14 protein-coding genes are annotated in these 14852 nt (G+C 39.7%); 5 read left to right on the top strand and 9 right to left on the bottom strand.

Annotated features, from left to right (window positions below):
* Positions 1 to 17: 17 nt before the first annotated feature.
* A complete protein-coding gene (locus tag L1283_RS07665) occupies positions 18 to 434 on the bottom strand; it encodes a hypothetical protein (protein WP_429625990.1) in 417 nt (138 codons plus the stop codon).
* Positions 435 to 624: 190 nt separating this feature from the next.
* Between L1283_RS07665 and L1283_RS07660 the strand changes: the two genes are divergently transcribed.
* From L1283_RS07660 to L1283_RS07650, 3 genes are all read left to right on the top strand, one after another.
* Positions 625 to 1386, top strand: a complete 762-nt coding sequence (locus L1283_RS07660; protein ID WP_088163233.1) for a hypothetical protein — start codon at positions 625 to 627, stop codon at positions 1384 to 1386.
* A 297-nt stretch (positions 1387 to 1683) separates the two neighbouring features.
* Positions 1684 to 2229 carry a hypothetical protein gene (locus L1283_RS07655; protein ID WP_088163234.1) on the top strand — a complete coding sequence of 182 codons (546 nt, stop codon included), beginning with the start codon at positions 1684 to 1686 and terminating at the stop codon, positions 2227 to 2229.
* 23 nt (positions 2230 to 2252) lie between these two features.
* Entirely contained in the window at positions 2253 to 3944 is a 1692-nt protein-coding gene (locus L1283_RS07650) for a HEPN domain-containing protein (RefSeq protein ID WP_088163235.1), read from the top strand.
* A 43-nt stretch (positions 3945 to 3987) separates the two neighbouring features.
* Here the strand turns inward: L1283_RS07650 and L1283_RS07645 are convergent, their stop codons facing one another.
* On the bottom strand, positions 3988 to 4233 hold the full coding sequence (locus L1283_RS07645) for a DUF4143 domain-containing protein (protein ID WP_088163809.1): 246 nt from the start codon (positions 4231 to 4233) through the stop codon (positions 3988 to 3990).
* Between the two features lie 303 nt (positions 4234 to 4536).
* Between L1283_RS07645 and L1283_RS07640 the strand changes: the two genes are divergently transcribed.
* Positions 4537 to 4908 carry a hypothetical protein gene (locus tag L1283_RS07640; protein ID WP_088163236.1) on the top strand — a complete coding sequence of 124 codons (372 nt, stop codon included), beginning with the start codon at positions 4537 to 4539 and terminating at the stop codon, positions 4906 to 4908.
* Positions 4909 to 4910: 2 nt separating this feature from the next.
* Positions 4911 to 6326, top strand: coding sequence for a PLP-dependent aminotransferase family protein (locus L1283_RS07635; protein WP_088163237.1), 1416 nt, complete (start codon positions 4911 to 4913; stop codon positions 6324 to 6326).
* A 240-nt stretch (positions 6327 to 6566) separates the two neighbouring features.
* Here the strand turns inward: L1283_RS07635 and L1283_RS07630 are convergent, their stop codons facing one another.
* The 7 genes from L1283_RS07630 to L1283_RS07600 all read right to left on the bottom strand — a co-directional run bounded on the left by L1283_RS07630 (position 6567) and on the right by L1283_RS07600 (position 14821).
* Entirely contained in the window at positions 6567 to 8210 is a 1644-nt protein-coding gene (locus L1283_RS07630) for a PepSY-associated TM helix domain-containing protein (RefSeq protein WP_088163238.1), read from the bottom strand.
* 6 nt (positions 8211 to 8216) lie between these two features.
* On the bottom strand, positions 8217 to 8495 hold the full coding sequence (locus L1283_RS07625) for a hypothetical protein (RefSeq protein ID WP_088163239.1): 279 nt from the start codon (positions 8493 to 8495) through the stop codon (positions 8217 to 8219).
* 10 nt (positions 8496 to 8505) lie between these two features.
* Entirely contained in the window at positions 8506 to 8838 is a 333-nt protein-coding gene (locus tag L1283_RS07620; protein ID WP_088163240.1) for a hypothetical protein, read from the bottom strand.
* A 29-nt stretch (positions 8839 to 8867) separates the two neighbouring features.
* Positions 8868 to 11285, bottom strand: coding sequence for a TonB-dependent siderophore receptor (locus L1283_RS07615; RefSeq protein ID WP_088163241.1), 2418 nt, complete (start codon positions 11283 to 11285; stop codon positions 8868 to 8870).
* Between the two features lie 115 nt (positions 11286 to 11400).
* On the bottom strand, positions 11401 to 12117 hold the full coding sequence (locus tag L1283_RS07610; protein ID WP_088163242.1) for a DUF4198 domain-containing protein: 717 nt from the start codon (positions 12115 to 12117) through the stop codon (positions 11401 to 11403).
* 387 nt (positions 12118 to 12504) lie between these two features.
* Positions 12505 to 13317, bottom strand: a complete 813-nt coding sequence (locus L1283_RS07605) for an MBL fold metallo-hydrolase (protein ID WP_075994515.1) — start codon at positions 13315 to 13317, stop codon at positions 12505 to 12507.
* A gap of 76 nt (positions 13318 to 13393) precedes the next feature.
* The gene (locus L1283_RS07600) at positions 13394 to 14821 is read right to left on the bottom strand and encodes an L-serine ammonia-lyase (RefSeq protein ID WP_075994516.1); all 1428 of its coding nucleotides are present in this window, start codon (positions 14819 to 14821) and stop codon (positions 13394 to 13396) included.
* Positions 14822 to 14852: the final 31 nt, after the last annotated feature.

The following is a 14852-nucleotide window of genomic DNA, read 5'->3' as shown; positions in this document are numbered from 1 at the left end:
TTTTAAATGTTGGCTGTTTATTTATTTCTTAACGATTTTATTTCCTGCTCTTGAATCGACAATAATCGCTCCAACGAAATAATTGTCTTCTCTTGAGATTTAATTGTGATATTTTGTGACGATATAACCTGTTTTAGTGAACTGACAACGGCATTAGTAACGCCTTCAATTTCATTTGTCAGATAGCCTTCCCGCTCCTCTTCCTGCGCAAGAATAGGCTTTAGCATCTCGCCTTCGCCTTTTAACAACCAATCGGAAGAATATGCAGGATATTTTTCAACAATACTAATTAACCATTTCGCCTGTACATCTGTATTGTTGGTTAAGGCACGTGTAAATACGCCTCTACTGGCTCCAACGGCAGTTTCAAAGGCTGTTACGCTCAGTCCTTCTCTATCTGCAATAACTTTAATTCTCGTTAAAAAAGAACTCATAATCAATAATTATCAATATAAAATTTGTTTAATCGAAAATTAGTGTTTAAATTAGCTTAACTATTGATAATTATAAACACAACATTAACCAAAAAAACTTACAAATGAAACCGATAAGGCTTTAGATCAGGTGCACGGATCGTTATTAGCCCTACGCAGCAGTTTCATCAACTTTAAAACATATAATCTGATGAAAAATACGCAAAAGAAACTAAAAGCGAAACATTTTCGCTATTTAAGCAAGGATATAGTCAAAAATCCAATGATCTATATCAGGGATTTCTATCGCTATGGAACAAATATTATTTACTGGGTGAATCATATTCAGCTTTTTGTCAACGCAGCAACTGTCCCCGAAATGGCAGATCACAATTTTGCTGAAAACGGATATCATTGCAAACAAATGATCAAACAGATTGAAGTGGCTTTTGTAATTTTTCATCAATGTCAACTCTCTATACAAGAAACGCCATTGAATTTCTTTTCGACAAAAGAAGACTACCACAATTATCTATTTAAACTGGAATATACGACCAACGGACATATAGATCCTTCTGACACCATCAGTAAGTTTTTCTCATATCAATCTCTTCAAAAATGGTATGAAACAATGGATGATATCATGCACTATCTAACGGTATCCGACTCAGGTAACTACGAATATTTTGGCGATCAAATTATGGCCATACGAGAATTGCTGATGCGACTCGCATTCGCCCTACATTATATCTATGAAGATGAAGGAATATCCTTAAATGTTCCATGCTATGTAAAAGCTATAAATGATGAACCTCATCAGTCTACCAAAGAGAAAACTAAATTACGGCAAATCATAGAAGAAAGTATTGATAAAAAATATGCTCAAAAAGAAGTGCAGGAAAACAGCAATGATATTGAAGACAGCCAAAACTCACACATATCAGAAATCCCCGTAAGCGAAATAGCAACTTAGAAACAATAAACTAACGCTTTTAAAGCACCAAAGATCAATGAAATCCGCATAATTTATTCAACCAAAATGCAACGAATTCATGAATACAGCTGAAAAATAAACTATGCATGAGTAATTACGAGGGGAATTAATAAATGGCATTAGGCTCGTTGAATATTGCTTAAAACAGCGCTTAATAAAGACCTAGTTTGTGCGTCCACGAAGGTACTCACAAAGTTTCAGCTCAACAGCGCCTCTCTGGTGTAGTATAAATAACTGAATCAAAAAAAACAATTGATAATCAAATAACTTAAGAAGATGAAAAAGAAAAGCAGAAAAATAACATGGAGAGAATTTAGATACCTCCGTAAAGGCCAATTCAATAATCACTTGTTGACCCTCAAAAAATTTTCAGAGGATAAAAAAACTTGCAGTAAAAACTTCTTGCATTTTATCAACATGTGTTTATGCAAAGAGATCCGCTGTAAGGATTTTAACTCAACGCATGCTTATCTAGAACTCGGTAAAGCGATCGATCTTGCTTGGCTGATATTTAACAAATCCGGATTAAGAAGAAAGAATAAAAAATATGTTCTTCCAAACCATAGCGACGAGATTGACTGCTCCTGTAATTATCGTCTAGGAGTATATCCTCCCGATTTTTTAACGAAAATGTTTAGCTACCAAAGTCACAGAGACTGGTATACCGCTATAGACGAACTTCTCTTTTCCTACTTGGACCCAAGTTTTAGTTGCACTTTTTTAAGTTATTCAGAAGATCTCATACCTCTTCAAGAAATACTCTCAGATCTCCCAATTGTTTTGAAAACCATACATCTAAATGAAGGAAAAATAGATAAATAACCACAACACCAAACCAATTTATTATGAACACCGATATTAACCCTATTATCGAAGCAATACTTCGTGCTGTTGCCGTCGATGAAATTTACCAATGGACTTTTGACCACGATGGTAAAAAGTATCAGATGTTACAAGTCAATCTTACGTCAAATGCCGGAATTCGATTTTCCGATGCAAACAGTCTGATAAACAAAACCGTTGGTTCCTATCCCAATGTGTATATCAATGTGAACTTCACCCACGAAATACAACAAAAAATAAATCAAGGTTTAGGCCGAGCCTATCTTATTTGCCAACCTGACAACCGCATTTATCAGAATCCTGTGCAAGATATACCCCTTGTCTTACCAAATAATAAAAGTGACGAAGTCATCGAAAAAACACGGACATATATCGATAAGGAAAAGGGCAAGATTCGATCTTTTATAGATGGCTACAATTTCTATTTCGAGCATAAAAATTATGCGCACGCAGCATTCATGCTACACCAAGCGTTAGAACTTGCATTTCGAACAGCAGAAAATATCCTCGTCGTTGAGGATAAAAAGTCTCATTCGCTAAAAAACCATATAAACTATCTTAAAGCTTTCGACGATCGCCTCAGCACACTAGCTGATAAAAACGAAGACAAACAAGCTTTGGAGAAAATCAACAAGGCTTACATTGACTATCGATATCACTTTGACTATTTTATCGATGAAGATGTTTTAGAAACAGCCTATCAGATTGCTATCAATACATTAAACTGGATCTACGATTATTCCAATCTTTTATTCAAAGAAATTAAGTCAAAACTTAACCCAGTCCCAGCTGCTAACAACGAAGTCGAAAATTGCAAAAATAACAATGAAATATACAAACAAAACTATTGTAACGCCAATTATCGAGACCTCATTTTAAACGCTATAGAGCACTATTGCACTCCTGCGCTGGTAGTATGTTTCGGTTATGATTCTGATCATCACAACTATCAGAATGCGCTCCGAAGGGCAAAAAATGATTGTATCACGCATGCCTACTATATTTTTGTTGCTTATGATATTTTAAGCGCCGAGATCAATAATCTAACGCAGCTCATAACGGATTTGCTCCCCAACAATGTATCGCTTACGCTCGCCCCTGAAAACACCACCACTTTCAGCAAACAGCTTTCAAAAGGTCATCCCTTTTTTCTTTCGCTCCTGAAAGCCGGTGACATCTGGTTTCAGAATCCATCAATAGCAAATATCGATCTGGAAAGCATCGTTGCCCCACAGCTTAATCTGGATTATGTACATCAACAATGGAAGACGCGCTATAATAATGCGCGCACATTATATTTACCCTACGAGGAAGACTGGTCGTCAATAAGCATCGAGGCCTCATATTATATGCTATCGCAAGCGTTGGAGCAGGCTTGTCTCGGGGTAATCAATTCCGTCATCCAATACAAACCGCAACGTGTCAACCTGACTTTTCTAATGACACTCTGCAAATTGATAGTCCCTGATGCCTACGCAACATTCTGCCTTGACCATGAGGAACATTTCGCCGCTTTTAAGAATATTACGGAAGCACAGCAGGAATTTAGATATAATGCAAATTACAAAGGAGATCCACTAACAATCATAGAATTGCAACAACGCACAAAAACATTTATCGAAAAATGCAACAATGAGATGGAAATCTATTTTGAGAAAATTTACAGCCAACAGCTGCTCGAACAAGTTGAATAAAAGAGATTAAAACAGAAGCCTGAGCACCATGATTCAAATGCTATCAAAGACCAATAAACGTTCTAAAATTATCCCTTGATATTACCTGAACATCTGCACTATATGCTTCTACAAAATTTGATGGTATTTTTGCTTTCGCCTTAGGATTCCATTTAAATTCGTAGCCAGTTATTTTACCATCCGCTTCTTCTACGTAATCAATTTCTTGCTGCTGTTTTGTTCGCCAAAAGTACTTATTAACAAAATGCCGGCTATAACTGTTATGTTTTAAGCGTTCACCAAAAGTAATGCTTTTCGGTGAACAAACTCACCAAAAAGCATTACTTTTGGTGAATACACATCCGTAGTTTGGTGGCCCACATTTCGATCAATACGATGATCGCGATCATCGCGATAAATAAAGGAAACAAGCTATGCATACGAGTTCATAATTTATGGATCCAGAGATATCCTTTTCCTAGTGTAAAGATCTCAAATGGAAATTAAAAAAACTCATGGTCATCTTATTTTTTTCTGTACCCTTATTTTAACTGCAGTCTGTACCTAAACAGCATCCTGTACCCTTCTTAAATTAGCAAAAAGATTTATTCTTATGGCGACAACTGCAAATCAACCGTATCTGATCAGACAAGTGGATCTTTCTGATTTAGCGCTTATCAAAGAAATACTCAACAAAAAACAACTGGATACAGACTCGATAGGCATGCCTTTTATGGCACTCGATCAATGTAATCAATTAACAGCTTTTTCGTCCGTAACAATCTGCAAAAAAAATCTGTTATCGATCGAAATTACCTACGAAGCTCCTATTTCGGACACGCTCTCCAAAGTATTCACGGAAAAAGCACAATCCTTCTTCGAGCACCAGTTGATTGACCTATTTGGTTCGGAAGAATTGCTCAGAAAAGGAATCCATCGATATAACAACTGGTTAAATCAAAACAGAAACAGTAAATTAGCATAAGCATGGAGCAGCAACTGTTATATAAGAAAATAGCCAATATTGTTGAGAGCCAGATCAAAAATGGCTCTTTGGTCTATGGAGATCGTTTGCCCTCTGTCCGGAGCGCTCAGAAGCTATACAATGTAAGTTTAAATACAGCAAAAAGCGCCTATATGGAATTAGAGAGTAGATCTCTCATTGAGTCACGACCAAAATCAGGCTATTTCGTTAGTCGGTCGGGGCTTCGTCGGATGGCTATTCCTTCTATTTCCACGTTTAAAATCGACGAAAAGAAACAAGATCCTGCAGCATTGATCGATAAAGTTTTTCACTCCCTGGAAGACAAGGAAATTACACGCTTTTCACTGGGTTTACCCAGCGCATCATTACTTCCGATTCAGAAACTCAATAGATGCATTATAGAGTCGGTTCATGAACTGCATGATTACGGTGATCAATACGGACAGGTACAGGGAAGTCCAAGCTTGCGGAAAGAAATTGCCAAATGGTCATTGGTACTTGAAGGAAAAATAAGTGACGAGGATCTTATTATCACATCGGGTGCCATGAATGCGATCTACAGCTGCCTTCGGGCTGTCACTAAACCCGGCGACACCATCGCGGTGGAAAGCCCCCTTTATTTTGGTTTTATTCAGGCCTTTCAACTACTGGGACTCAGAACCATCGAGATTCCGACCCATCCTATTACGGGAATTGAATTAGATGCCCTGAAAAAAGTTATTCATAAAATTGATGTCTGTTGCTTCGTTACCAACTTTAGCAATCCACTGGGCGCGCTCATGCCCGATGAGCATAAAAAGGAGCTGGTCAAACTGCTCGCCCATCACCATATCCCATTGATTGAAGACGATCTGTATGGAAACATCTATTTCGGTTCGTCACGGCCCAAGCCATGCAAATATTTTGATGAAGAGGGACTGGTGATGTGGTGTGGATCATTTACCAAAGTATTGGCGCCAAGTTTTCGGCTCGGATGGGTTGAGCCCGGGCAATACAAGGATAAAATCCTAAAACAAAAACTCATACAGACGATTTCGCAGCCTGCAATTTATCAAGAGGCGGTTTCCAAATTCTTACAGATCGGCAGGTACGACCATCACCTCAATAGCTTCAGAAAAAAACTGTACAGCAATTATATCAATTTCAGAAACAGCATTGAGGCCCATTTTCCGGAAAACACAAAAATGTCACAGCCTGAGGGTGGGTTTGTACTTTGGCTAGAGATGGACCCTAAAATAGACTCGACCCTGCTCTACGATTATGCCCTTAGGCAAAAGTTGAGTTTTGCTCCAGGAAGGATGTTTACGCAGCATGATCAGTTTAAGAACTGTATTCGGCTCAACTATGCCGTGGACTGGAACGAAAAGACTGCACAGGATCTGATGCGCCTTGGGCGATTTTTCAAAGCTGTACGCTAAGAAAGCCATACTCCAAGTAAATCAATCCCAGTCTATTTCATCAACATCATCGGCCTGAACGAAAGGAGGAATATCATTGGGACCTTCTTTGGAAAAATTACCACTTTTCCATCAAGGATCAACATGGCATCAAAGATTTTTCCCAAGCCTTACCCTATAAACGTTCCAAGGGCACCTTGTGAGCGCCCTTGGAATTAAAAAACGAAGTGTACTTACTTCGCAGAGAGAAAAGAATCTTTGTTAACGAATAGTCTCAAAGAATTTTTTAGTCTTGTTATAGGCGATTATACCGATGATACCGATCATAAGCCATAAAAAGTCTACCACAAAAATATCACGCTGTCCATTGCGAAATGTATCCCAGATCCAGTTACCAGTTATAAAACCATTGACTAGTGGAATAAAAAATGCCAATATGCTTCCAACCAGCAATGTTTCGCGATTGGTGCGTCGAATGCTTCTCCGTATAATATAATACAGTGAAAGTACAAGCCAACTATAGAAATACACACGGTAAATAAAATCCTGATTAACCTCTGGGCTCAATTTAATGGCAATAAAAGTCAATGCTGTGACAGGCAGCATCGTCAGACATATTGCCGTGAAGATATTGGCCGCCCAGAAATTGAATTTTCGCTTTCGTGGAATTACGTTGTTTTTGTCACGTGCTACCAGCCAGATTAATATACCAGAGATAATGACTAAACAGCCCATAACACCTAAAATAAAGTATACCATCTTAAGCGGATAACCGCCATAATCTCCATAATGCAGGCGATATAAAAGGCTGCGGACACCATCGGCATAAGTAGCTTCACTGATCGGGGATTTTTCGGCAACCACCTTATTGTCGGCCGCTCTCACAGACAATATACCCGATCCAGCAAAGCTCTTATTAAACTGCGGCTCCAGCTCCATGACAACATGCATATTGGAATCTGCATAGTTTTTGATCGTAATGCGCTGAAAATCGGATTCAGGCCATTTATATTTTGCCAGATCCAAAAATGGAGCGATCTTAATGTCTGCTTTTAAAGGTTTGTAGGTATAAGGAAAATCGGTCTCGGCACTAACCCCCATCTCCTGATACATTTTTTGTTGATCACCATCATACAACAACTTACTCAGCGGCAAAGCCAGGACAGAATTAATGATCAAAAACGTACCTGTTACCGCAAAGATAAATTGAAACGGAAAACCAATAACACCCAATGCCGTATGCATGTCGGTCCATACCGTTTTCCATTTACTGAAGGGTCGGAACACGAAGAAATTTGAGACGATCTTGTCCCAATGCAACAATAATCCTGTAATAAGAGCAAATAGGAAAATAAAAGCGGTAATTCCAGCAATAAGATAACCAAAGGGGGCTATACCTACGCGAATTGGCACCTGATTGAGCTGAGCCATGAAGTGTAAGCGAAACAGAAATTCGCCCATATCGTAATTCTGCGTATAATCACCTGACTTCTTATTTGCAAAATTATAGGTAAAGTTCTTTGAATCATCATCGCCACCTCTTCTGCGGCCCTTCTGTTTTGCTGCTTTCTGTTCAGGCGTTACCTTTGCTAGATTTTCTTTGTTGAGGATGCTATCGTTAGATGCACTCAAGCCCACATAGGCTGAGGTCCCTTCCCGGTGCATATAAAAAGTGATATCGCGTCCATGCAAATTTGTTTGTCCTTGGAGTGAATCGAGCAAACGATCAAAGTTTTGATGATCTTCGCGATAGGTCTTATAGGATGTATTATTCTGCCAGGCAGCAATTTCATCCCTAAAAAATGCAAATGATCCCGCAAAAAATATTACATACAGGATGGCGCAAATAATAATGCCACTAATGGTATGCGTATTGAAATAGATATTATAATTTCGGTTATTCATGGCCAATTACATGTTGAAAAAATAAGGCAGCGAAAAAACTGCAGCCAAGAGTAAATATAGTCCCCATATTTTCCATCCGTTCTTTGCAAGGAAGGCCAACAAGAGCAGTACTGCCCATAGGAGATAGCCCGTGAAGCAAGCCGTGACAACAACATCCTTTTTCTCAAAAACATGTGTGACCAAGACGTGGAAAGAGATCATGACAACATAACCACCGATAAATCCGGCTGTAATTTTCAAGAAGCGCTGAAAGGGCGTACTGAGGTATTTTTTATTAGCAGGCATATTTTATCGGTTAGGAAATCAATAATTCAACACAAAGGCTAAATACATACAATCCCACAATTGGGTATAATTTGATATAGCGATAAGGATTCAATAGGACAACAAGACACATCATGCACATGAAATAGGCGAAAAATGCAAAAAAGCCCGCGCCAAATCCTTGCATATAGAGAACAGTGCCAAATGGAAAGAGTAGTAGTAATATACTCAAAGTGCGCACAAACTTAGTTTGTGCGCACAGTTTTTCCAGCCATTGTGGCCTAGGGCCAAATTTCACCTTTTTGCTCGTGTTGTAAAAAAGGTATGCTCCAAAGAGTATAACGACTAGTAGTGTACTATACATCGATTCTATAATTTATCTATATCGGGCCGTTAAAATTTATAGGTAATTCCCATACGGAAATTACGTCTAGCTTCTACGATATAGGAATAATAATCCACACCTCCTAACTTCTGAACAGCTGCACTCGCTTTGGAGATCGATCCAGCAGTTAACAATTTCCGATTGTCCAAAACATTATTGATCACAACAGAGATGTTATACTTTCCTTTTTGAAAACTAATACCCGCGTCCGTACGTAAATAATTCTTAAAATTACTCTCTTTCGTTGTTCCTACGGCACGGTCAAACATCCCTTGAACACTCCCCATAAAGCCAAGCCCACGAGCCTTTCCATCCTGAATACGATAAGAAACAAATGCGTTAGCAGTATGTTTTGCAGTATTAGGCGTGATATTACCTATATTTTCTTCTTTCGTATCTTTTGAGATCTTAGAATCTGTCAATGCATAATTTGCATTAACATTCAAGCCCCTAATTATTTCACCAGTGACATCGAATTCGATACCTTTACTTCTAGTCTCTCCCAATTGGGTCTGGAAAGATACACCGTTAACGACATGGCTAGGATCGGGGTCAGCTACCAGCGCATTTTTACGTGCAATGGTATATGCACTTAATGTGGATATCCATTTTCCACCCATCCACTCCTTCTTAATTCCGGCTTCCAAATCATTTCCACGGATCGGTTTGAACGTATTTCCTTCCCAATCCGTACCAGCGACAGGAACAAACGATTGATCAAATAATCCATACACACTCATGGACTTGTCGATAGAATAACTCAACCCTACCCGCGGAGTAAATGCTTTATCAGTTCTGTCTGCGGCTGCCGTTTTACCTATCGTCTCGTTAATTGTATATCGTAAGCCAAGAGACAAACGCAATTTCTCGTCCAAGAATGCCAACTCATCATGTGCATAGAATGACATGTAGTTTGTCGAAGTCACATAGTTGCTTCCTCCTGCACGCACCTTTACACTCTGTGAACGATCCAATGTAGGGAATACACTTCCTGGGATACCATATTTAGGATCATAGACATTAAGCGGAGCCGAAGGAATAGAATCTAAGATTGTTCTAAAATCACCCCAAAATTTCTTATTACCATAATCTGCCCCCACTAAAATTCTATGACGAACGCTTCCAGTATATTCTTCCCCATTTAAAGAAATCTGACCGAAACTATTTTCGCCATGCTCATCACCGATACTATAATAACGTGGCATATCGCCATTGGCTTTCATATAATTCAACCAGGTACTCGTCGCTTGCATATCAAAATTAAAATAAGCCATCTGAGCATGCAATTTCCAGTTTTCATTCAGCCTGTGGTCCAAGTAGATATAAGCACTATGGTCTCTTAGCTTACCAGGTTCCATGGAAGGATCTGCATAGAAGAAATCATTGGCAATACCTGGATCGGCAAAACCTTTTGGTGAAAAAGTATAATTACCATTTGCCAGGTACGAAGATCCTTGGTAGGTATATTCAAATGTTAAACTCGTCAAAGAATCCACTTTGTAGGTCACAACCGGTGCTATGACAAGCCGGTTACTGTAATTATATTTTGTAAAAAAGTCTTTTTGTTGGCCAGCCACATTCAAACGATAGAGTAGCTTTCCATCTTTCCGCAATTTACCATCTAAATCAAGAGCAGCACGATACGTACTAAAACTACCTGTATTCAGCGTCACAGATCCCTTGGTATTTCCTGTCGGTTTTTTAGTTACGACATTATAAAACCCGCCAGGTTCACCGTTTGCAAGCATAAAACCCGCAGGCCCCTTTACAAACTCGATCCGCTCGATCATACTCGCATCTTCGGCTGTAGGTCCCCAAGAAGCTTCGATATTCATCCCGTTACGGAATGCTGGGATCTTAGAGCCACGCATACGTATATTGGCATATTGGTTGTCCCAATGGCCTTGACGTGTAGCCCCGCTAATATTACGCGTAATACCATCCACAATATCAAAAACTTGCTGATCGGCCATTAAATCAGCAGAAATAACCTGTATATTTTGAGGTAACTCTAAGATTGGTGTTTTAAGACGTAACGATCCGGAGATACTGTCAAACTTATAATGCTCATAGTATTTACCATAAACCGCAACTTCGTCGATGGCCTGCGATTGGTCTTTTACGATGATGGGCCCAAGGTTTGTCACCTCATCTTTTGCATTCACCTCCATTGTATGCTTACTATAACCAATCGCTTTAATCTCGATATGATAAGTTTTGGATGAAAGCTTATGAAAAGCGAAATGCCCCTCATTATCGGTACTGGTGGTCGTACCCGTATTGGTTAATTTTACTGTCGCCCCTGTGATCGGTTCAGATTTTTCATTGATAAGAATTCCCTCAATTATTTTGTTCGTCTGTGCCTGTGCAACAGAGAAAACCGAACTAATCATAGGAATAGCCAGAAAGGATAAAGTTTTATTCATGAATGTAGTGTGGTAGATGTTTTTTATAGTAGATATTCTTTTTTTGCAAGGATCCATTGGTGTTTCCATCGTTTCAGATGGACCCTTTACTATTTTGTCTGCGCTGTATCTGCAGTTATTTGATGGTAATAAAAGTTGTACTTCCCTGCCATGCCGAAGCATAGGGTTTTCCTTCATGTTCACCTGCTGTCTCAGCAAACGTACTTGCTTCCAAAACGTATGGCCCCGACCAAATTGCATCAAATGTCAGGATACCATTCTCGTCCGCAACAAACTCTTTTCCCCAACCAGTAGCCGAAAAAACAGAAACTTTGGCCTGAGGCACAACTTTGCCAAAGCTGGTGATCTTTGCTTGTACGCTTTGTCCTTTTTTTGCGTTAGCCGCACCAAGCAACTCAATCTGCAATGGGCTTTTTACGGCCGTATAATCAAGTGTTGTAGACTTTCCTACGACAACAGGTACTAAGGAAGAAAATTCATACTTCGTTTTGCCGCCGAGATCTTTAGGTGCTTTAACTATTGACAGGAAATAGGTTCCTGCTGCTGTAGGTTGAAATGAACCGCTAAAGTGATCACCTTTATTCGTCAACTGAATCTTGACAGGCTCCTTTCCAGGGGCATGCAACATTAATGAGAAGTCCTTCACGTCGGAGTACCATTTGTCGATCTGATCTCTTTCATTCGTTGCAAACTCACCGTAATATACCTTGACTTCATGGGATTGGTTTAACGTCCCATAAGAAGATGATTCAATCCAAAGGGCATGTGCATGACTGGTATGACTACACAGTAATACCGCAAGAAATGTAAAAAATGAAATTAAAATTTTCATAATATGTTGATTGATGTTTAGTTTTCTTCAACTTATTATGGGAGAATTTGCTGGTTTAAGCGAGCTCTACAACGAATAAAACAATAAAATTCGTTATCTTGCAAGTTCTTCCATATCGTATATCGGGAGTAACTGACACAGCGTGCTGTTTCAGTCACCTACATTCAGTTGCCGCTGTATGTAGATTTACGCCATGTGATAGATTGCCGTCTATTACATGGTGTTTTTGTTTCTCTTTGTCCAAGTAAGCATACTATGAGTTATTTAGACTGATTAAAAACAAAGCAAATATAATAGGAAATCTTTTTAAATCAACTAATTTTTTTATTTTACAGTATTCTTACGCTTTAGTTGAAGACATAAAACGAACAAAAAGAGCATTTTAAACTAGGAAGAGAGTGCAGAAGGAATTGAAAAAGCTGTTACATGATTCTCTAGCACAACTTTCAGGTCGAATAATTCTGTTTCCTGATAGCGTGTTGCTACATGAAGCTGGATACGTTCGCAGTGTGGTTCGAAAGTTTGCTGCACCAGATCGACCGTATTATTCTCACCGGAGAGGTGAGTTAAGATAAGATGTTTAAGGCGATCGGTTTTATAAGCGTTAAACAGTTCGACGGCAACACGATTTGAAAGATGTCCCCAACCACTGCTGATCCGGTTTTTCAGAAAATACGAATAGCGTCCTGTACGCAACATTTCCTCATCATAATTTGATTCCAGAAGCAATACATCCGAATGCTGAATAACATGCTGTACATTTTCACAAGGCCGTCCTATATCCGTCAATACCCCGATATTGTATGTTCCATCTGAAACAAGGAAACTACAGGGTTCTTTGGCATCGTGATATTTGGGAATACCATACACCTTGAGACCTCCAATTTCAACGACTTCGTCCGGAGAGATTATATGGACCAAATGGGATGGAAGATGCAATCGGGTACCATCGTAACTCCCCTTGGTGATATAAACCGGTAGATTATATTTTTTGGCAAATACTGATAGGCCTCTGATATGATCAGAATGTTCATGGGTAATGAAAATTGCTTTGATCTGAGTCGGTAAAAGCCCCAGATTGTACATCCGAAGGTGTATATGTTTGCTGTTGATTCCAGCATCTATCAAAATAGCAGAATCATCTTTAGCCACATAATAACAGTTTCCATTACTTCCGGAGGCGATTGCACAATATTTCATTCGTTTACGCTATTTATAAGAATATATCTATTTTACCGCGTCAAAGATACGAAAAACGAGAAAACTCAGACAGTCATTAACATTCTGGCAAACTCAATGGAATATTGACGGCAAGTCCACCGTCTGCTGTTTCTTTATATTTAGCATTCATATCCAAAGCGGTCTCCCACATCGTCTTAACCACAGTATCCAGGCTCACTTTTGCCTTATCTGGGTTCGATTGCAGTGCTAACTGCGCAGCAGTAATTGCCTTAATGGCTCCCATAGTATTACGCTCAATACATGGAATCTGAACCAATCCACCAATTGGATCACATGTTAATCCAAGATGATGTTCCATCGCAATCTCGGCAGCCATCAGAACCTGACGCTGCGATCCACCCAACACTTCTGTCAGCGCTCCGGCAGCCATCGCTGAGGAAACGCCAATCTCCGCTTGACAGCCACCCATTGCAGCAGAGATCGTTGCATTTTTCTTAAAGATCGAACCGATTTCAGATGCTGTAAGAATAAATTGGATAATTTTGTTCTCACGCATTCCGTCGTGGAAAGTAATATAATATTGCAATACAGCCGGGATAACGCCCGAAGCTCCATTGGTAGGCGCTGTAACCACGCGTCCGAAAGAGGCGTTTTCTTCATTTACGGCAAGTGCAAAACAACTTACCCAATCAAGAATATATTGGAAGTTTTGGCCGCCCTCACGAATGGCCGCTATCCAGGACTCGTAATCTTGATAACTGCGTCCCTGCATTAATTTCTTATTTAGTTTGGCTGCTCTACGTTCAACATTTAAGCCCCCAGGTAATGTTCCGCCTGTATGACAGCCCCGGTAGATACATTCGTGTATTGTTTTATAAATATTCAATACGCCTGCTACGGTTTCACTTTCTTCACGCCATGCACATTCATTTTCAAGGACCAGCTCAGAGATTTTCAGCCCTGTTTTCATCGTCCAATGCAAGAGTTCGTGTGCAGTATCCACAGGGAATGGAAGATCTACTTCAGACAGGACGCTTTCCGTATCATTTTCTTGGACCACAAAACCGCCACCTATAGAATAATAAGTTTCGGTAATCGCCCTACCACTGGATAGGAAGGCCTGAAAGGTAACGGCATTGGGATGAAAAGGTAAGCTTTCGGCATATAGAAACAGGAGGTCTTCCTGGTAAGAAAAAGGAATCGTCCGTTCGCCAGCGACTTCCAGTTCACCGACCGCCTTGATATGTTCGACTTTGGGTGTCACTCTATTGACATCAAAGGTAACCGGATCATCTCCACTTAGCCCCAGTAGAACAGCAATATCAGTACCGTGCCCGGCACCGGTTTTCGCCAAAGAACCATATAGCAGAATTTTGACTTGTTCGACTTCATGCAATAGGCCTTTTGACTTGAGCACAGCGGTAAATTGCTGGGCTGCACGCCAAGGTCCTAAGGTATGCGAACTCGAGGGGCCGATACCAATCTTAAACATGTCAAAAACGGATATTTGTTCTTTGCTCATAATCTTTTTTATTGCGGTTAGCTGATCAAGC

This window comes from Sphingobacterium sp. HSC-15S19 (assembly GCF_050433745.1).
Classification (GTDB): domain Bacteria; phylum Bacteroidota; class Bacteroidia; order Sphingobacteriales; family Sphingobacteriaceae; genus Sphingobacterium; species Sphingobacterium siyangense.
This window is presented reverse-complemented; position numbering and strand designations above follow the sequence as displayed.

What these genes read in the sequence shown, in the direction of transcription:
- L1283_RS07640 (WP_088163236.1), top strand. Translation starts at nt 4,537, where the DNA reads ATGGCGACAACTGCAAATCAACCGTATCTGATCAGACAAGTGGATCTT.
- L1283_RS07655 (WP_088163234.1), top strand. Translation starts at nt 1,684, where the DNA reads ATGAAAAAGAAAAGCAGAAAAATAACATGGAGAGAATTTAGATACCTC.
- L1283_RS07615 (WP_088163241.1), bottom strand. Translation starts at nt 11,285, where the DNA reads ATGAATAAAACTTTATCCTTTCTGGCTATTCCTATGATTAGTTCGGTT.
- L1283_RS07660 (WP_088163233.1), top strand. Translation starts at nt 625, where the DNA reads ATGAAAAATACGCAAAAGAAACTAAAAGCGAAACATTTTCGCTATTTA.
- L1283_RS07620 (WP_088163240.1), bottom strand. Translation starts at nt 8,838, where the DNA reads ATGTATAGTACACTACTAGTCGTTATACTCTTTGGAGCATACCTTTTT.
- L1283_RS07605 (WP_075994515.1), bottom strand. Translation starts at nt 13,317, where the DNA reads ATGAAATATTGTGCAATCGCCTCCGGAAGTAATGGAAACTGTTATTAT.
- L1283_RS07625 (WP_088163239.1), bottom strand. Translation starts at nt 8,495, where the DNA reads ATGCCTGCTAATAAAAAATACCTCAGTACGCCCTTTCAGCGCTTCTTG.
- L1283_RS07665 (WP_429625990.1), bottom strand. Translation starts at nt 434, where the DNA reads ATGAGTTCTTTTTTAACGAGAATTAAAGTTATTGCAGATAGAGAAGGA.
- L1283_RS07630 (WP_088163238.1), bottom strand. Translation starts at nt 8,210, where the DNA reads ATGAATAACCGAAATTATAATATCTATTTCAATACGCATACCATTAGT.
- L1283_RS07635 (WP_088163237.1), top strand. Translation starts at nt 4,911, where the DNA reads ATGGAGCAGCAACTGTTATATAAGAAAATAGCCAATATTGTTGAGAGC.
- L1283_RS07610 (WP_088163242.1), bottom strand. Translation starts at nt 12,117, where the DNA reads ATGAAAATTTTAATTTCATTTTTTACATTTCTTGCGGTATTACTGTGT.
- L1283_RS07650 (WP_088163235.1), top strand. Translation starts at nt 2,253, where the DNA reads ATGAACACCGATATTAACCCTATTATCGAAGCAATACTTCGTGCTGTT.
- L1283_RS07600 (WP_075994516.1), bottom strand. Translation starts at nt 14,821, where the DNA reads ATGAGCAAAGAACAAATATCCGTTTTTGACATGTTTAAGATTGGTATC.